The sequence below is a fragment of the Gordonia rubripertincta genome (genome assembly GCF_038024875.1).
Lineage (GTDB): Bacteria > Actinomycetota > Actinomycetes > Mycobacteriales > Mycobacteriaceae > Gordonia > Gordonia rubripertincta.
The window spans coordinates 2,753,370-2,770,576 of record NZ_CP136136.1 but is presented as its reverse complement, the minus strand read 5'-3'; the positions used below and the strand labels follow the sequence as shown (position 1 = coordinate 2,770,576).

The 17,207-nt window shown below is 67.8% G+C and carries 16 protein-coding genes and 1 tRNA gene; 6 read left to right on the top strand and 11 right to left on the bottom strand.

Translation table 11 applies throughout. The annotated features are described in order from the left end of the window. Positions 1–101 precede the first annotated feature (101 nt). The 3 genes from RVF83_RS12570 to RVF83_RS12560 form a co-directional block, all read right to left on the bottom strand. A complete protein-coding gene (locus tag RVF83_RS12570; protein WP_210735628.1) occupies positions 102–2,162 on the bottom strand; it encodes an FAD-dependent oxidoreductase in 2,061 nt (686 codons plus the stop codon). A gap of 138 nt (positions 2,163–2,300) precedes the next feature. Next, positions 2,301–2,726 carry a DUF5994 family protein gene (locus tag RVF83_RS12565; protein ID WP_005193946.1) on the bottom strand — a complete coding sequence of 142 codons (426 nt, stop codon included), beginning with the start codon at positions 2,724–2,726 and terminating at the stop codon, positions 2,301–2,303. A 209-nt stretch (positions 2,727–2,935) separates the two neighbouring features. Then, positions 2,936–3,011 (bottom strand) — tRNA-Ala (locus tag RVF83_RS12560). 90 nt (positions 3,012–3,101) lie between these two features. Between RVF83_RS12560 and RVF83_RS12555 the strand changes: the two genes are divergently transcribed. After that, positions 3,102–3,851: a hypothetical protein gene (locus RVF83_RS12555; RefSeq protein ID WP_083877489.1), complete on the top strand. Its 750-nt coding sequence runs from the start codon at positions 3,102–3,104 to the stop codon at positions 3,849–3,851. Positions 3,852–3,911: 60 nt separating this feature from the next. On the opposite strand, the gene glpR is transcribed toward RVF83_RS12555, so the two are convergent. From glpR to RVF83_RS12530, 5 genes are all read right to left on the bottom strand, one after another. Beyond that, on the bottom strand, positions 3,912–5,099 hold the full coding sequence (glpR, locus tag RVF83_RS12550; protein WP_005193943.1) for a gephyrin-like molybdotransferase receptor GlpR: 1,188 nt from the start codon (positions 5,097–5,099) through the stop codon (positions 3,912–3,914). Positions 5,100–5,225: 126 nt separating this feature from the next. Continuing rightward, positions 5,226–5,879 (bottom strand): SIMPL domain-containing protein, encoded by a 654-nt coding sequence (locus tag RVF83_RS12545; protein ID WP_005193942.1) that lies wholly within the window; start codon positions 5,877–5,879, stop codon positions 5,226–5,228. A 13-nt stretch (positions 5,880–5,892) separates the two neighbouring features. Then, a complete protein-coding gene (locus RVF83_RS12540) occupies positions 5,893–6,549 on the bottom strand; it encodes a GNAT family N-acetyltransferase (protein WP_005193941.1) in 657 nt (218 codons plus the stop codon). 38 nt (positions 6,550–6,587) lie between these two features. Beyond that, entirely contained in the window at positions 6,588–7,892 is a 1,305-nt protein-coding gene (gene glp / locus RVF83_RS12535; protein ID WP_039879800.1) for a gephyrin-like molybdotransferase Glp, read from the bottom strand. A 111-nt stretch (positions 7,893–8,003) separates the two neighbouring features. After that, positions 8,004–8,945: a UTP--glucose-1-phosphate uridylyltransferase gene (locus RVF83_RS12530; RefSeq protein ID WP_005193939.1), complete on the bottom strand. Its 942-nt coding sequence runs from the start codon at positions 8,943–8,945 to the stop codon at positions 8,004–8,006. A 134-nt stretch (positions 8,946–9,079) separates the two neighbouring features. Between RVF83_RS12530 and RVF83_RS12525 the strand changes: the two genes are divergently transcribed. Next, a complete protein-coding gene (locus tag RVF83_RS12525; RefSeq protein ID WP_005193937.1) occupies positions 9,080–9,658 on the top strand; it encodes a 5-formyltetrahydrofolate cyclo-ligase in 579 nt (192 codons plus the stop codon). Between the two features lie 101 nt (positions 9,659–9,759). Here RVF83_RS12525 and RVF83_RS12520 read toward each other — a convergent pair whose 3' ends face one another. Next, on the bottom strand, positions 9,760–10,077 hold the full coding sequence (locus tag RVF83_RS12520; RefSeq protein ID WP_005193935.1) for an FmdB family zinc ribbon protein: 318 nt from the start codon (positions 10,075–10,077) through the stop codon (positions 9,760–9,762). A gap of 239 nt (positions 10,078–10,316) precedes the next feature. On the opposite strand from RVF83_RS12520, the gene RVF83_RS12515 reads away from it, so the two are divergent. After that, positions 10,317–11,867: an alanine/glycine:cation symporter family protein gene (locus RVF83_RS12515; RefSeq protein ID WP_005193933.1), complete on the top strand. Its 1,551-nt coding sequence runs from the start codon at positions 10,317–10,319 to the stop codon at positions 11,865–11,867. A 35-nt stretch (positions 11,868–11,902) separates the two neighbouring features. On the opposite strand, the gene nhaA is transcribed toward RVF83_RS12515, so the two are convergent. Beyond that, positions 11,903–13,129 (bottom strand): Na+/H+ antiporter NhaA, encoded by a 1,227-nt coding sequence (gene nhaA / locus RVF83_RS12510; protein ID WP_005193931.1) that lies wholly within the window; start codon positions 13,127–13,129, stop codon positions 11,903–11,905. A 222-nt stretch (positions 13,130–13,351) separates the two neighbouring features. On the opposite strand from nhaA, the gene RVF83_RS12505 reads away from it, so the two are divergent. From RVF83_RS12505 to RVF83_RS12495, 3 genes are all read left to right on the top strand, one after another. Further along, on the top strand, positions 13,352–14,023 hold the full coding sequence (locus RVF83_RS12505) for an SAF domain-containing protein (RefSeq protein ID WP_247602445.1): 672 nt from the start codon (positions 13,352–13,354) through the stop codon (positions 14,021–14,023). Positions 14,024–14,223: 200 nt separating this feature from the next. Further along, positions 14,224–15,060, top strand: a complete 837-nt coding sequence (gene mscL / locus RVF83_RS12500; protein ID WP_005193927.1) for a large conductance mechanosensitive channel protein MscL — start codon at positions 14,224–14,226, stop codon at positions 15,058–15,060. 133 nt (positions 15,061–15,193) lie between these two features. Then, positions 15,194–15,322, top strand: a complete 129-nt coding sequence (locus RVF83_RS12495; RefSeq protein WP_255220615.1) for a hypothetical protein — start codon at positions 15,194–15,196, stop codon at positions 15,320–15,322. Between the two features lie 98 nt (positions 15,323–15,420). Here the strand turns inward: RVF83_RS12495 and RVF83_RS12490 are convergent, their stop codons facing one another. Continuing rightward, on the bottom strand, positions 15,421–17,166 hold the full coding sequence (locus RVF83_RS12490; protein WP_247602449.1) for an ABC transporter ATP-binding protein: 1,746 nt from the start codon (positions 17,164–17,166) through the stop codon (positions 15,421–15,423). Positions 17,167–17,207: the final 41 nt, after the last annotated feature.

Genomic DNA, 17,207 nt, shown 5'->3' with positions numbered 1-17,207 from the left:
CGCTCACGGTCGCCGGGGATCGCGCGTCGACGACGCATCGACCCGGGTCACTCCTGCGGGCTGAACATCGATCCAAGCTGCGAGCTGGTAGACCGCCGGACTCACACCGCGGTGGCAACTCTCCAGGCCGTGTGGATCGCTCCCTCGATGTAGTCGACGCTGGCTGCATCGCCGACCACGTGCACGTCCGGACCGGTACCGGCCAACGCATCGACGAGCGGAGCCCGCGCAGAAACCCCGGAGGCGACGACCACCATGTCGGCGGCGGCGGTCATCAGCTGGTCGTCGACGCGAAATACGACGTGCCCCTCGGTGATGCGCGTCACGGTGGCGTTACGGTGGATCCGCACGCCCTTCTCGCGCGCATGCCGCACTGCGGTCCATCGGCGCGGCAGGGCCATCGGTACGCCCAGCTGCTGTCCGGCTTCCACCAGCGTCACGTTTCGTCCCCGCTCGGCCAGGAACTCCGAGAGTTCCAGTCCGACAAGGGAACCACCGACCACCACCACGTCCTTCCCCATCGGCAGGAACGCGCGGGTCACGGTCCGGACGGCCTTCGGACTCCTGGTGATGCCGGACAGTCGGCCCAGTCGGCCGGCCATCCGGAGGAACCACGACACCTGCGACAGGTCCCCGCTCCCGGTCATCACCGCACGCAGCGAATCGCCGGTGTGCACATGAGGCAGATGTCCACCGGGCACGTCCGGCCGGTCGCGCACCGCGCCGGTGGCCACGATCACGACGTCGGGGGCGAGGGACCCGACCAACTCCTTGGTGGCCTCGGTCTTCAACCGGATGTCCACATCGAGTCGCTCGACCTCGTTCTTCAGCCATCGCAGCAACCGATGATTGTCCGGGGTGGTCAGGCTCGAGAACCACAGTGTGCCGCCCAGACGATCGCCCTTGTCCAGCAACGTCACCCGGTGACCGCGTTCGGCGGCCACCCGCGCGGCCTCGAGACCGCCGGGACCGGCACCGACCACCACAACATGCTTCGGGTTCGCGGTGCGGACCAGTGGGAGGACGGTCTCGTTGCCGAGCGCCGGATTGACAGCACAGACCGGGGTGCCGTCCCAGAAGTTCTCCTGCACACAGACATAGCAGTTGATACACGGGCGAATCCGCTCAGGGCGGCCGGCACGAAGCCTCGACACCAGGTCGGGGTCGGCGAGCAGTTGCCGACCCATCGCGACAAAGTCGGTCTTACCGTCGGCGATCGCGGCCTCGCCGACCTCGGGAAGCATCCGGCCGACCGTGATGACCGGGATGGACACCGCTTTCTTGACCTCCCCGGCGAGCTCGACATAAGCCCCGACCTTGTCCGGCAATGGGCCGTCGGTGAAGTTGGAGAACGGGTTTCGGCCCCAACCGGTGACGTGGATGGCATCGGCACCGGCGGCCTGGAAGAGCTTGGCCGCGCCGACCGCCTCCTCGGTGGTCAGCCCGTTCTCCTCGCCGAACTCCCGGCCGGCGACGCGGACGATGACGGCCAGCGAGTCGCCGACCCGCTCCTTCACCGCGGCGATGACCTCGCACGCCAACCGCGCCCGGTTCTCCAGCGGTCCGCCGTAGCCGTCGGTCCGCTGGTTGTCGGCGCGGCTGAGGAAGCCGCCGAGCACATAACCGTGGGCGCAGTGGATCTCCACCGCGTCACCGCCCGCGGCCTGCACCCGGCCGGCGGCGTCGGCGAAACACCTTACGAGCCAGTCGATGTCGTCTTGCGTGGCCTCGTGGTAGGTGGCCGACTTCCCGCCGGACACGGCGGCCATCTTCTGCAGTTCGCCGGGGGTGTTGTCGGCCAGCGCCGACATGTCGCGAGTACCCGACGGCGTCGTGGGGACCAGGAGCGGACGGTCGTCGATCGTGTCGATTCGCGCCACCCGGCCGTGATGCGTCATCTGCACACACAGTTTGCTGCCTTCCGCGTGAACCGCGTCGGCCAGAGCCGCGAGACCCGGGATGAAACGGTCCTCGGACAGTCCCGGTTCCTTGGTGCTGGCGCACCCCACCGGATAGGCCACCGCACAGCAACCGGTGATGATCAGGCCGGTCCCGCCGGCGGCGCGAGCCGCGAAATGGGCGACATCACCCTCTTCGATCTCGCCGTCGACGCACAGGTTCATGTCCATCGCAGGCAGAACAACGCGATTGGGTACCGCCATCGGGCCGATGACGCCGGGCGCGAGCAGGTGGGCATACCCGCTGGATCGGATCTTCACCACCGCACGGTAAATCGTGGTCGCAACGTCCGGCGCGAACGGGTCCCGGTCATCGGGACGCCCAGGGGCAGACCTCGGGCGTCAGGACGTGGACAGCGACCGACGTGCGAGTTCCAGAATCCGTTCCGCACGACGAAATTCCAGCGAATGCAGCTGACTGTCCGGGGACACGGTGTTGCTCGCCTGACGCAGCAGGATCGCGGCCAGCGACGATGCGGTGCGCGGTGGGATCACCAGAAGCGTCACGACGACTCCTCCTGCGGTCAGTGTCATCAGCGGGGGCGTCATGGGAGAGTCCGGGGAATCCAAGCCGGGGAACCGGCGGAAGCTGCTCCAGTTGACGTCCATCCCGGTGACGTCGCCGATCTGCGGTCGAGCCGCGGCGAGCACGCCGGGCAGTTCGTCGGCGAGCTGGACCGTGTACGGGTACCACGCGCCGCCGATCGGAGCCGACGGATCTACACCGAACCGCACCCGGGGCGGTCCCAGAAGCGGAGGGACGCTCATCGTCGCGCCTCCTCGACGACGGCAACGATGCTGAGGGACTCGGAGGTCACATTCCCACCTGACGTGTTCATCAGACGGAGAGTGGATTGTCTACGGTCTGACACCGGAGAGGCCGACAGAGATCTGTCGGATGTTCGAACCGGATACTGAGAAGGTTACCCCGGCAGCGCGACGGCGCGTCCGGCGGCTCGGCATGACCGGCGTGAGAATGGTGGAGCTAAGGGGAATCGAACCCCTGACCTACTCGATGCGAACGAGTCGCGCTACCAACTGCGCCATAGCCCCGGAGGGTCGTCGTGCGACCAACCGGGAGCCACTCTAGCAGCCCCACCGCGGTGGATCCCAAACGCCCGGACTCATGGCTAGGCTGGGCCGGTGCCTCGGATGTCTGATCAGCAACTGGCCGGTGTTCTCAGCAACGTCGTGGGGGTGATCAACCCTGTTCTCGACGTGCTCGCCGAACGCGACCCGCTCGGCCTCAAGGGCCATACATTCCATGAGCATGACCACTCCGATTCCCGCATCGAGCAGGCCCAACACGCGGCCGCCAAGCTCCTCGACGTCGCCGACTGGCCCGGAACCAAGGGCTGGAGCGAGCGGTCGATGCACAAGCGAGCGAGCTGGTGGGTGACCCGCATCGGGACCCTCAACACCACCGCGGTCGCCTTCCCCGGGGTCTTCGGCATCTGGGCGAAGCGCCTGCCGATCACGCCCTACCTGGGGTTCGCCAACCAGGCGATGGTGCTCGTCGCGATCGCCCGCGAATACGAGGTCACCGACCGTGGCCGCCAGGTCGCACTGCTGGCGTCGGTCCTGTGCGGACGGGACATCTCCACACCCGATCTGTCCTCCGAATCAGGTGCTCCCCTGCCCAGCGAACTCGAGGAGCGCAAGAAGTCGTTGCTCGGCGGGATCTGGGATGCCGCGAAGCTGCTGCGGGCCGTCGACGACGAGTTCGAGAAGCGACCCCAACCGATGATCCTGTTCCGCATGCTCGGGTACATCCCGGTCATCGGCGCGCCGGCGACCTACCTCGGTGAGCGTTTCGCGCTGTCGACGGCCGCCAAACGCGGTCAGGCGTGGCTGGATTCGCACGGGAAGGCGTCGGTGACCACAGGTCACTGAAACGAATCAGCAGTAGGTTTCGGTGGGCGAAACCTACTGCTGGTTCGTGTCTGCTGCGGGTCAGCCGACCCGGCGGTACTCCAGGTCCTCGCGGTCCATGCGGCGACGCTGGAACGGCGGCAGGTGGTCGAAGACGGGGTCCTCGTCGTCGATCTCGAGAACCACGGCGCCACCGGGACGGCGGAGACGCGGGGGCGGCGGTGCGGCGGCGAACTCGGGCACCGCGGCGGCGCGTCGACGACGCTCCTCCTCGGCGCGCTGCGCACGCTTGGCGCGGGCGAGTCGCTGAGCCCGGATCTGCTGCTCGACCTTCACGGCTCGACGCAGGTACGCGAGGTATCCGACCAGCATCAGCCCGACGACACCCGTCGCGACCCAGCCGGGCGTCCCGATCAGGAAGCCCGACACCAGCGACAGGACGAAGAGCACGAACAGGCCCAGCGTGACCCGCTGACGCTCGCGGTATTTCAGCTCGCGTTCCTTCTCGGACGAGTACACGCTGCGTCGAACGCGCTCGGACTGCGGCTTCCGCGCAACCGGTTGTTCGTCTTCGAGTTCGTCGACGACCGACTCCGGTTCGGCCTCGGTGGGCCGGGACGCGCGGGCGTAGTCGTCGTATTCGTCCTCGTCGAGATCGTCGGCCGCGTCCTCGTACTCGGTGTCGGCTTCGTACTCGGCGGCTTCCGAATCATCTTCGTATTCGGCCTCTTCGGAGTCCTCGTACTCGGAATCCTCGAACTCCTCAGCCTCTGTGTCCTCAGCCATTGCGTCCGCGGCCTCGTCGACCAGGTCGTCGTCGGTCTCGGCGGCTTGGTCGTCCTCGACATCGTCGGTCTCGTCGGCGACATCCTCGAGGTCGGTGTCCTCGGCGTCGGTGTCCTCGGTGTCGGTGTCATCCGTGGCCTCGACGGTCGGCTTCTCCGCCTCGACATCTGCGACTCGCTGGACCTTCGTCGTGACGTCGGCGTCCTCGGTCTCGGTTTCGGTGTCGTCCTCGACCTCGTCGACGACAGCGGTCGCGGTCGCCTTCCGGGAGGACTTCCACGACGGGTCGTGCGGGTGGCGGGCCGACGAGCGGCGTCGCGCGGTCGACGGTGCCGTCGCGCGAGATCCACCGCGATGCAGCAAGCGCGTCTTCTTCGCGGCCTCGGTCGATTTGAGGATCTGGGGACGACCCTTGATCACCATCGGGACCAGCACGAAGAGCCAGACCGCGACGAGACAAACCCACAGTACGGAGTTGGGCATGCGACTCTCCCTTCATTCACTCTGGTCACACGAGGCCACTCCACAATCTAGGGCCCGAAAGTCCCAGTTCTGCGCAGACGCGCCGGAGCGCGACCATGTCGGCGCGGATTCACATGCCGCTCTCAGTCACTCGGCGCGAAAACGCGCGTCCACCGCGACGCGGATCTCGATGTCATCGGCCCGCAGCTCGAGGCTCGGCGACGGCGCCGACCCCGGGATGGCGGCACTCATCACCCGCCCGCGCGGTGACGGTGCATGGTCGACCATGCCCGGGTCGGACAGGAGGGTCGGTATCACCGGCCCGCGCCCCACGGCGTCGGAGTAGGCCTGCGCCTTGGCTATTGCGTCCTCGACCGCCTCCCGACGCAGCTCGCGTTCGTGTGCGCGGCGACTGGTCTCGTGGACGTCCCAGTGAACGTTTTCGACCGCCACCCCTTCTTCCCCGGACCAGGTGTCGATGAACTCCGACAGCTTCTCGAAGTCGCCGAACTCGGCGTCGATGCGAATGCGGGTGTTGTACATCGGATCCCGCGGCTCTCCGTCCCGCGAGTAGGCCCGGGACGAGTACACCCGTACCGATTCGGCGGTCCACCGGTTCACCGCACCGGCCGACTCGAGTTCGCCGAGAGCACCGGTGATCCGCGAATGCAGTCCCACCGCAGCCTCGTACACCGCCGCCTTCACGGGACCTTCGAGATGGACGGCGAGGTCGATCACGCCGCGTTCCGGGGCGTACCGACCGCGTGCGTTACCCCGAACCACGATTTCGAGAGCAGTCATGCCGCGATCCTAGCTACCGGAAGGACGCCCGCCCCGAGCGAACCAGCGCCTCGGTCGCCGACCCGACGACCTCCTCGGCCGTCAATGCGAAGAGCATGTGATCGCGCCAGCGCTTGTTGACGTCCATGTACCGGACCAGCAGCCCTTCCTGCCGAAAACCGATGTTCTTCAACACCTTCTGAGAGGCCTCGTTGGCCGGTTGTACCGTCGCGTCGAGGCGGTGCAGTCCGACCGGCCCGAAGCAGTGGTCCACGCCGAGCGCGACGGCCGCCGTCGCGATGCCCTGACCGGCGTGCGCATTGTCGACCCAGTAGCCGATCCACGCGCTGCGCACGGCTCCGCGCTGGATGTTGCCGACGGTCAGCTGCCCCACGTACTGATCGTCGAGCTCGATCACGAACGGCAGGATGGTGCCGCGCTTGGCCTCCGACTTCAGCACCGCGAAGAGCGGCGGCCACGACGCCGGCTGATGGCGATCCGCCCAGCTCCCGACACCGGTGGGTTCCCAGGGCAACAGCGAGTTCTGGTTACGGATGCGCAGTTCGCTCCAGGTCTTGCCGTCGCGGACCTTGACCGGGCGCAACGTGACCGTCCCGGCCCTGGTGCGCAGCGGTCCGAGGGTCGCCGGCCAACCCGGGCTGCCCCCACTTCCGCTCAACCACCTGAACACGATGAGTCAGTTTAGGCGCATCAAGGGTCTCGACGGGATCACCCGCGCTGAGCGAGGAAGGCGACCTCCACCTCGTCGCCGGTACTCATCTCCTCGACCTCGGGGTCGACCATGATGAGACAGTTCGCCTCGGCCAACTCGGCCAGCAGATGCGACGACCCGGTCGGTGACGCACCGAGCACCTGGACGAGGTAGTCCCCCGTCCGTTCGTCGCGCATGAGCTGCCCGCGGAGGTACCCCTTGCGACCGCGCACCGACGCGATCGGCCCGATGGTGCGGGCCTTGATCACCCGGCGCATCGGCTGCCGCTTGCCCAGCGCGATGCGGATGAGAGGGCGCACCATCACCTCGAAGGTGACGAGGGCGCTCACCGGGTTCGCCGGCAGCAGGAAGGTCGGCACCTCATCGCGACCGAGCCGGCCGAAACCCTGGACCGAGCCGGGATGCATGGCCACGCGGACGATCTCGAGTTCACCGAGGTCGGCGAGGGCGTCGGCGATGGCCTTCGACGCGCTGCCGCCGACCGCGCCGCAGATCACCACGATCTCGGAGCGGATGAGCTGCGCCTCGACGACCTCACGCATCCGGGAGGCGTCACGTTCGGCGATGCCGACCCGGTTGACGTCGGCGCCGGCGTCGCGCGCCGCGGCCGCCAGCGCATAGCTGTTGACGTCGTAGATCTGTCCCGGTCCGGGAGTGCGATCGATGTCGACGAGTTCGCTGCCCACCGAGATCACCGACAGGCGCGGACGCGGGTGCACCATCACACGTGACTGCCCGACCGCGGCCAGCAGCCCCACCTGAGCAGGGCCGATGATCGCGCCGGCACGGACCGCGACGTCACCGGGCTGAACGTCGTCGCCGACCCGGCGCACGTAGTTGCCACTCTCGACGCCGTGACCGATCTTGACCTTCTGGTCGCCGCCGTCGGTCCAGCGCAGCGGCACGACCGCGTCGGCGAGCGTCGGCATCGGCGCACCGGTCTCCACGCGGACGGCTTGGCGAGGTTGCAGCCGGGTCGGGGTGCGCGACCCCGGGCCCACCTCCCCGACCACCGGCAACGAGACGATCATGGGCTCGCCCGCTTCGAGGTCGACGAGTTCGGCACCGTTCGGATCGAACTCCTCGCGATCCTCCGGGGCGAGGACGCCGGCCAGTGCCACGTCGACTGCACGCACCGCGTAACCGTCGATGGCGGCCTGGTCGAAACCCGGCATCGGATGCTCGGTGACCACTTCTTCCGCGCACATCAGACCTTGCGCCTCGGAGATCGCGACACGCACCGGCCGCGGCGCCACCGCGGCGGCGGTCACGAGCGTCAGATGATCTTCTACCGACCGCATCTCACCGCACTTCCCGTACTGCTCGACACACCCGCACTGCTCGATACAACACAGACAAACGGTATCGGGCCCGCGCGCCGGGACGGCCGAGGCGCGCGGGAGCCCGGGCGATCAGCTCTCGGCGAGACGCTTTTCGAGCCACTCCCGCAGATCAGGGCCGTAATCATCCCGATCGAGCGCGAAGTCGACGGCGGCCTTGAGGTAGCCGCCCGGGTTGCCCAGGTCGTGGCGGGTGCCGCGATGGACGACGACGTGCACGGGCTCGCCCTCCTCGATGAGCAGCGCGATGGCGTCGGTGAGCTGGAGTTCGCCTCCCGCGCCCGGCTTGATCCGACGCAGCGCGTCGAAGATCTTGCGGTCGAGGATGTAGCGGCCGGCCGCCGCGAGATTCGACGGCGCGTCCTGTGGCTCCGGCTTCTCGACCATGCCCTTGAGCTTCATGACATTGGGGTTGTTGGCGTCGGGCAACGGCTCGACGTCGAAGACGCCGTAGGCGCTGATGCGGTCCTCGGGGACCTCGATCGCGCACAGGACCGAGCCGCCGCGACGCTGCCGCGTGCGGGCCATGACCTCCAGCACGCCACCGGGCAGGACGAGGTCGTCGGGCAGCAGGACGGCGATGGCGTCCTCGTCGTCGTCGAGGCGGTCCTCGACACATCCGACGGCATGGCCGAGTCCCAGGGGTTTGTCCTGGACGACCGACGCGACCTCGAGTAGGTTGGGCGCCTTGCGGACCTTGGCCAGCATCGCTTCTTTGCCGCGCTTGGCCAGGGTGCTCTCGAGGACGAGGTCCTTCACGAAGTGCGCGACGACGCCGTCCTTGCCGGGCGAGGTGACGATCAGGAGGCGCTCCGCACCGGCTGATTTGGCCTCCTCGGCGACCAGCTCGATGCCGGGGGTGTCGACCACCGGCAGCAGCTCCTTGGGCACCGTCTTGGTGGCGGGTAGGAAGCGCGTCCCCAGACCGGCGGCCGGGACCACCGCGGTTCGCGGGATCGGCGGGGTGTTGGGCACCGACTCGTACTCGCTGAAGCCATCTTTGGACGCAGTCATGGAACCACCCTAGGACAGGTGTCCCCGGGCGGCCGGACGGACAGGAGTGACTCCGACCTCACCCGCGCCGGGGCCTGCGTCCGATACAGTTCGGGCGTCGGCGAGCCACCCACGGCATGAAGGACGGTCGCGTCGTGCGAACCCTGAAGGACCAGCGGCGAGAGAAAGCTGCGGAACGCCGGTCGGGCATGTCGGCGGCCGCGCGCGAGCGGGCTGCCGAAGACCTCGCCGAGTGGATGCACACCTGCCCGTTCCGGCTCGAGTACGACGTCACGGTCGCGGCCTATGTACCGGTCGGCGACGAGCCGGGTTCGACGGCGATGCTCGACGCGCTCATCGATCGCGGCGTGACGGTGCTGCTCCCGGTGGTCCCTGCCGGCAAACCCGCCCCGCTCGACTGGGCGCGCTACACCGGTCCCGCCTCTCTCGCCCCGGGGCGCTGGGGCCTGCTCGAACCCACGCACGACCGTCTCGGCGTCTCCGCGATCCGCGCGGCGTCGGTGGTCCTGATCCCCGCGCTGTCCGTCGACAAGACCGGCGTCCGCCTGGGCCGGGGGGCCGGATACTACGACCGCACCCTCGTCGGACTGTCCGCGGAACTCGTCGCCGTCGTCTACGACGAGGAGCTCGTCGATTCATTACCCGCCGGAGACCACGACGTCGCCGTCGGCTGGGCCCTCACCCCCGGCGGCGGGTTTCAGCAACTGAGCTGATCCCCGACACCCCGCTCGGGACAACAAAACCCGGGCGGAGCGTCCGGCGTGTACCGGAGGGGCTCCTGCCCAGGTTCTGGTGTGCAGTTGTGCGGACCCGCTCAGGCGGGAGTCGCGGCCTTGCTGTCGCTCTTGGTGGTGCTGCTCGAGCTCGACGACGACGAATCCGACGAGGCTGAGGAAGTGCTCGACGACGAGCTGTCCGACGACGAGGACGACGCGGTGTCCGAAGAGGACGAACCCGACCGCGAGTCGGTGCGGTAGAAACCGCTCCCCTTGAACACGATGCCGACCGAGTTGAACAGCTTGCGCAGGCGACCGGTGCACTGCGGGCATTCGGTCAACGAGTCGTCGGAGAACGACTGGACGATGTCGAACTTGTTGTCGCACTCCGTGCAGGCATACGAGTAGGTGGGCACCTAAACCTCCGAAAGTCAGTAAACGCTGACAAGTATAACCGATTTTGGCACTCGCTCATTCCGAGTGCTAACGCCGGGTCCGGTGACGACGTCGACGATTCTCGCCGAGAGAGTTCGCGCGACATCAGGCAAGGTGTTTTTCACACCACGGCCACACACCGGTCGTTCACCTGACAAACTACCGACACCTTCCGATGGCCTGAAGCAAACAGGGCTGACGACATCCTCATTGGAGTGCGATGACCGACTTCCTCACCAAACTCAACGACATCATCTGGAGCGATCCGCTGGTGTACCTGTGCCTCGGCGCGGGCGTGTTCTTCTCACTGCGGTCTCGATTCCTGCAGGTCCGCCACATCCCGGAGATGATCCGCGCGATGGTTCACGGACACAGCTCGCCCGACGGGGTGTCCTCGTTCCAGGCGCTGATGATCTCCATCGCCGGCCGCGTCGGTACCGGCAACATCGCGGGTGTCGCCACCGCCATCGCCTTCGGCGGGCCGGGTGCACTCTTCTGGATGTGGCTGGTGGCCTTCCTCGGGGCGTCGACCTCGTTCGTGGAGTGCACCCTGGGCCAGATCTACAAGACGCGTGACCCGCTGACGAACGAGTACCGAGGCGGGCCGGCGTACTACTTCAGCAAGGCGTTCGCCCACACGAAGTCCTCGAAGTTCTTCAAGATCTACGGCCTCGTCTTCGCGGCGGTGACGGTGCTCGCATGCGGCATCCTGCTGCCCGGAATCCAGTCGAACTCCATGACCGTCGCGATGAGCCAGGCCTGGGACGTCGCCGACTGGGCCGTCGCGATCGGCATCGTGATCGTCCTGGCGTTCGTCATCATCGGCGGCGTCAAGCGCATCGCCACCTTCGCCTCGATCGTCGTGCCGTTCATGGCCGTCTGCTACATCCTGTTCGCCCTGGTGGTCGTGTTCACCAACGCTTCGCAGATACCCGAGGTGTTCCGGCTGATCTTCTCGAGTGCCTTTGGCACCGACGCGGTCTTCGGATCGATCATCGGCGCTGCGATCATGTGGGGCGTCAAGCGCGGGATCTACTCGAACGAGGCGGGTCAGGGCACCGGTCCGCACGCCGCGGCCGCTGCGGAGGTCTCCCATCCCGCGAAGCAGGGTTTCGTCCAGGCCTTCGCCGTCTACATCGACACCCTCTTCGTCTGCTCGGCCACCGGCTTCCTCATCATCACCACCGGCGCGTACCGGGTGTTCGAAGGTGAGAGCGCCGACGGTTCGGTCCTCGGCGAAGGTGGTCTGCTCCCCAGCGATGTGAGTGTCGGCCCGACGTTCGTGCAGGTCGGTTTCGACAGCATGTGGAGCGGCGCGGGCTCGACGTTCGTCGCCATCTCGCTCGCGTTCTTCTGCCTGACCACGATCATCGCGTACTACTACATGGCCGAGACGAACCTGCGGTTCCTCATGGGTCAGTCATCGACGATCTACCTTCGTCCGCTGCGCAGCACCCTGGGGGCGAACCTCACGCTCCTCCTGCAGGCCGCGATCCTGATCTCGGTGGCCTACGGTGCGGTCTCCACGGCCGAGGACGCCTGGACTCTCGGCGACATCGGCGTCGGCCTGATGGCCTGGCTGAACATCCTCGGCATCCTGATCCTCCAGCAGCCCGCGTTCAAGGCGCTGCGCGACTACGAGCGCCAGAAGAAGCAGGGCAAGGACCCGATCTTCGACCCGGTCGCGCTGGGCATCGTCGGTGCCACGTTCTGGGAGACCTACGACCCCGACACGAACAGTCGGCCGAGGGAGGAAATCACCAGCTCCTGAACCGACCGGCTCTCTCGTGTCGATTGCCTTCGTGACTACCCGCCGATGACATCCCGGTTGATGTCCGGGATGTCATCGCGGTTCATGTCGGCGTCGCGCGCTTGCCGGGCATCCCAGCGCAGGAGCACCGCGGCGAGTGCCGCCGAGATGACCGAACCGGCGAGGATGGCCGCCTTGGCGGCCGCGGCGTGGTCATCGGAGCCCCCCTCGAAGCTGAGTTCGGCGATGAGGAGGGCAACGGTGAATCCGACGCCGGTGAGCATGCCGATCGGCAGCAGGTCACGGAGTCCGATGGCGTCCGGAAGGCGTAGGGGCGTGAACTTCGTCATCAGCCACGTCGATCCCAGGACGCCGACGAGTTTGCCGACCACGAGTCCGAGCACGATGCCGATCGACACGGGCTGCACGATCGATCCCTCGCCACCGATCACGGTGACGCCGGCGGCCGCGAACGCGAAGACCGGGAGCGCGATCGCCGCCGAGTACGGACGCACCGCCTCGTCGAGCCGTTCCGTGCGCGGCATCTCCTCCCCGCGGATCGCGACGGCGGGTACGACGAAGCCGAGCAGGACGCCGGCGACGGTGGCGTGCACGCCGGATGCGTGCATGAGCGCCCAGGCGACGACGCCGACCGGGATGAACAGCGGCCAGAGCCGCCACGAGCCGCGCACCAGAACCGCGAACACCGCGACCGTGACAAGTGCGCCGCCGAGCATGACGAAGTCGATCTCGTCGGTGTAGAAGGTCGCGATCACCACGATGCCGAGCAGGTCGTCGACGACGGCCAGCGTGAGCAGGAACGTCCGCAGCGGCAGGGGCAGGCCACGACCGAAGATGGCGAGCACGGCGAGCGCGAAGGCGATGTCGGTGGCGGTCGGGATGGCCCATCCGCGTAGGGCTTCGGGATCACCGGCCGCAACGACGACCACATAGCAGAGCGCGGGCGTCACCATCCCGCCCACGGCCGCGGCGATCGGCACTCCGGCGAGTCTGAGGTCGCGGAGACTGCCGGCCACGAACTCGTGTTTGAGTTCCACACCGACCACGAAGAAGAAGATCGCCAGCAGTCCGTCCGACGCCCAGTGCGCCAGCGAGAGATGCAGGTGCAGTGCCTCGGGACCGATTTCGGTGTGCAGCAGGGACGAATAGCTGTCCCGCCACGGCGAATTGGCCCAGACGACGGCGATGGCCGCGGTGATGAGCAACAGGACGCCGCTGGTGGTGTCGAGTGCGGCCCACTGCCGAAGACGGTCGCGTGTCATGGGGCTCCTCTGTCCGCTGGGCACAAACGTGCCCTCATCACGCCACCCGGGACCGGGCAACGGCCGACCAGACTTCCCGGCACACCATGGTTGTTTCCGTGGTCACCCTAGCGGAGGTCCTGTCCGGCGGCGGGTTGTGCATAGTGCGCCACCTGAGCGCCGGTTGTCCACAACAGGCCCCGGCCGCCGTGTTCGGGGTGCTCACCGCCCTACCGTCCAGTCATGCCACGCACTCGGATGTCGCTGCCGCTCGACCGACTCGGTCCACGCCTCCGCGACCGGCTCGCCTCCGCCGTCCGTCCCGGGTGGACGCGCACGCTGGCGGTCCGACGCCTCGTTGCGGCAGTACTGATCATCACGGCCGCCGTGATCGCCCTCGCCGGGACCCGGGCCGACGGCGAGTTAGAGGTGCTCGTCGCGGCTCACGATCTGCTACCGGGGCGAGTTGTCACCGCAGATGATCTGACGCCCCGGCTCGTCGTGGTCAGCGCCGTTCCCGCGGGAGCCCTCTCCGACGCCGCGCTCGCGACCGGGCGGACGGTCACCGGCCGGGTACGAACCGGCGAGATGCTGACCGACACCCGGCTGTTGTCCTCGCGTCTGCCGGCCGACCTGACCGGCGTCGACGACGCCCGCCTCGTGCCGGTCCGGCTGTCCGACGAGGCGGTCACGTCGCTACTTCGGCCCGGCGACGTGGTCGACGTCCTGACCGACTCCGCGGACGTCCTCGCTCGACGCGCCGTAGTGGCGATACACACGGGCCAGAACTCGCCGACCGGGATATCTGCTGGTCGCAGCACGGTGGCACCGGTTCTTCTCGCGATGGATGCCGCTGCGGCGCATCGCGTCGCGGCTGCCGGGCTCGATTCTTCGCTGGCGGTCGTGCTGCATTGAAGTCCTGTACGGAGGGCATGCCGGATCGGATATGACGGCAGTCGTCAGCGGCGACACTCGGGAAAAATCAAGGCAAATGGATCGGATCGTCCACGATCGTGGATAGGGTAGTGCGAGTTCGCACAGCAAATGTCGGTTTTGCACCGACTGAGATCGAATCATTGAAACAAGAGCGGAAGACCAAGGAGAGGCCGCACACCGTGCTCAAGGGATTCAAGGACTTCATACTCAAGGGCAACGTCGTCGAGCTGGCTACCGCAGTCATCATCGGTGCGGCCTTCACCGCGATCGTGACCGCGTTCACCGACGGCATCGTCCAGCCGATCATCAACGCCATCCCGGTCGGCTCGGATGCCGCGCAGGGACTCGGATTCCAGATCACCGACAAAGCCTCGACGTTCGTCGACATCGGCAGCGTGATCACCGCCGTCATCAACTTCCTGATCATCGCGGCGGTGGTGTACTTCATCATCATCCTGCCGTACAACAAGCTCGCGGAGCTGGGCGGCTTCGGCAAGAAGGCCGAGGTCACCGAGGTCGCGCTGCTGACCGAGATCCGCGATCTGCTCGATCCGGAGGGGACGTCGAAGGCCAAGGCCGAGGCCGAGAGCGACCTGCCGCCGCATCTGTCCGAGCCGGGTGCGCCGGCCGGTGAGGCGTACGCACCCCAGTCCGGGCCGCTCGCGCCGTACGAGTCGCCGTCAGGTGCCGGTACGACGCAGCGCATCTCGGCTCCCCCGCAGCCGGGTCAGCCGTCCCAGCAGGGGCCGTCCCAGCAGGGTCCCTCCCAGTCGGGACCCCAGTCGTCGCCGCTGTTCGGCTCGCCGCAGGGTCAGCCCGGCGGTCCGGGAGGCCAGCCGTACCCGACACCCCAGCCGGCCCCGGGCAACTACCCGCCGCCCGGCAACTACCCGCCCCCGGGTAACTACCCGCCGCCCGGTTCCCAGTACCCGGGCGAGCAGTACCCCGGTGAGCAGTACCCGGGCGAACAGTTCCCGGGTGACGGTCCGGACGCTCCGGGACGCCACTCGCGCTGAGCTCGCAGGAAGCTGACAGCGCGCACCATCTGTATCCCAAGAATGCGCTCCTACTTTGGGATTCGTCGCACAGAGACGTTGCGACCCGCCGGAGCCGATGCCCCGGCGCGTCACTCGATGCAAGGATGGACGAATGCCGAACAAGCCCCAGAACCGCAAGCCGCAGCAGCCCAACGGCGGCCGGCCCGGCCCGCAGCAGCGCAAGCAGTCGCCGCGTCCCCAGGCCCGTCCCCAGCGGCTCCCCTGGTTCTTCGGTAGCTGACACGTAGACAACGAGCCCCTGCCGCCTCGCGCGGCAGGGGCTCGTTGCATCTCTCCGGATGCCGAGTCGCGCCGGGAAGGCGACGGTTCGGCCCTCGCTCAAGCGATCCGCACCACGGTGTGAAATCGTCCGTCGCGCAATTCGATCCGCCGGTCCGCGATCGCCAGGACACGCGGATCGTGGGTGATCATCACCGTCGTGCGGGAGGACGCCAGCTTCGCGAGCGGTTCCAGCACCTCGCCGACGGTCTCGGCGTCCAGCCCGGTGGTCGGCTCGTCGAGGATCAGCAGGGGTGCGTCCCGTAAGAACGCTCGGGCCAACGCTATTCGTTGTTGCTGTCCACCGGAGAGATTGTCCCCGCGTTCGACCACCTCGGCGTCGAAGCCACCGGGGAGTCGCCGGATGAACGGCGTCGCGCCGGCCAGGTCGGCAGCCGCGACGATCTGCTCGCGCGTGACGTCCGCCTGTCCGAACGCGATGTTCTCGGCGATCGTGCCGCTCATCAGTGCCGGCCGCTGCTGGAGCACCGACATGTGTGCGCGCAGGGTCGGGGTGTCCATGGTCCGGATATCGTTGCCGTTCAGGAGTATCGCGCCCGCGTCGGGGTCGTAGAACCGCAGCAGCAGGTACGTCAACGTGCTCTTGCCGGCGCCGCTGGGTCCGGTGATGGCGACGAGATCGCCGGCGTCGATGTCCAGCCGCACGTCGTCGAGCACCGTCGAATCCGTCTGCGGGTAGGCGAACGAGACGCCGTCCAGGGTCAGGCTCACCGCCGACGCCACCGGGCCCGGCGGCACGTCATCTCCGTCGAGCGTCTCGGCCACGCCGACCGGCGCATCCAGCACCTGCGCGACGCGTTCGGCGCTCGCGGTCGCCGCAGTGACCTCCACGACGAGTCCGCCCAGTGTCTGGATCTGCGGGTACAGGTAGCCGAGATAGCCGGTCAGCGCGATGAGGGTGCCCAGTTCCGCTGTGCCGGCTGATATCTGCCAGGCACTGAGGACGATTACCGCGATCATGCACAGCACCTCGACGACGGTGACGGCCTCGGAGAAGGCGGCGTCGGCACGGATCTCCGACATCCGGGCATCGCGCCATCGTCGACTCTGCCGCCCCACCCTGCGCCGGTCTCGATCGAGCTGACCGGCGGCCTGGATGGCGGGCGCATTGGCGACGCCCTCGGCGACCAGGGAACTGATCCGGCCGGCCGCCGAACGTTCCCGGCGCGACGCACGCTTGACGATGACGCCGAAACGGCGGGCGATCAGCCACAGCAGGGGTGCGAGGATCGCGGCAGCCAGGGCGAGCTGCCACTGGGTCACGAAAACCGCGACGGCATAGACGATCAGGCTCACGACGGCGACGGCGGCGGTGACGGCCCCGGAGGAGAGCAGACTGTCGACCTCTTCCACGTCGGAGGTGTTGCGGGACACGAGATCTCCCGTGCCGAATCGATGTCGCGCATGCGGTGCGAGCCGTTGCGTGTGCACGTACAACCGGTCGCGCAGCCGGAGAAGGAGTTTCTCGGTGACCCCGCCGGTCAGCACCGCTCCCGCGTACGAGGCCGCCGCACCGATGAGGGACGCGGCGATCCACACCAGCAGCGGATCGAGCAGGGCCGACAGATCGCCGGTGATGAGGACGTCGTCGACGATGTGGGCGAACACGGCGACGGTGACGACCGTGGTCGCGACGTGGACCAGATAGCAGAGGATCGCGGCGGCGAGTCGCCACCTCAAGCCGGTGAGCAGCGGGCGGAAACGACGAATGGCCATCCGGAGAGACAGTGCGGTGGGATGCCCGGGGACCTGCCCGTCCGCGGTCGTTTCGTCCACTTCGTGCATCATCTGCCACTCTCCCAGCGACGGCATCCGCACCGCCGACG

What these genes read in the sequence shown, in the direction of transcription:
- RVF83_RS12570 (WP_210735628.1), bottom strand. Translation starts at nt 2,162, where the DNA reads ATGGCGGTACCCAATCGCGTTGTTCTGCCTGCGATGGACATGAACCTG.
- RVF83_RS12565 (WP_005193946.1), bottom strand. Translation starts at nt 2,726, where the DNA reads ATGAGCGTCCCTCCGCTTCTGGGACCGCCCCGGGTGCGGTTCGGTGTA.
- glpR (WP_005193943.1), bottom strand. Translation starts at nt 5,099, where the DNA reads ATGCCCAACTCCGTACTGTGGGTTTGTCTCGTCGCGGTCTGGCTCTTC.
- RVF83_RS12545 (WP_005193942.1), bottom strand. Translation starts at nt 5,879, where the DNA reads ATGACTGCTCTCGAAATCGTGGTTCGGGGTAACGCACGCGGTCGGTAC.
- glp (WP_039879800.1), bottom strand. Translation starts at nt 7,892, where the DNA reads ATGCGGTCGGTAGAAGATCATCTGACGCTCGTGACCGCCGCCGCGGTG.
- RVF83_RS12530 (WP_005193939.1), bottom strand. Translation starts at nt 8,945, where the DNA reads ATGACTGCGTCCAAAGATGGCTTCAGCGAGTACGAGTCGGTGCCCAAC.
- RVF83_RS12515 (WP_005193933.1), top strand. Translation starts at nt 10,317, where the DNA reads ATGACCGACTTCCTCACCAAACTCAACGACATCATCTGGAGCGATCCG.
- nhaA (WP_005193931.1), bottom strand. Translation starts at nt 13,129, where the DNA reads ATGACACGCGACCGTCTTCGGCAGTGGGCCGCACTCGACACCACCAGC.
- RVF83_RS12505 (WP_247602445.1), top strand. Translation starts at nt 13,352, where the DNA reads ATGCCACGCACTCGGATGTCGCTGCCGCTCGACCGACTCGGTCCACGC.
- RVF83_RS12495 (WP_255220615.1), top strand. Translation starts at nt 15,194, where the DNA reads ATGCCGAACAAGCCCCAGAACCGCAAGCCGCAGCAGCCCAACGGCGGC.
- RVF83_RS12490 (WP_247602449.1), bottom strand. Translation starts at nt 17,166, where the DNA reads ATGCACGAAGTGGACGAAACGACCGCGGACGGGCAGGTCCCCGGGCAT.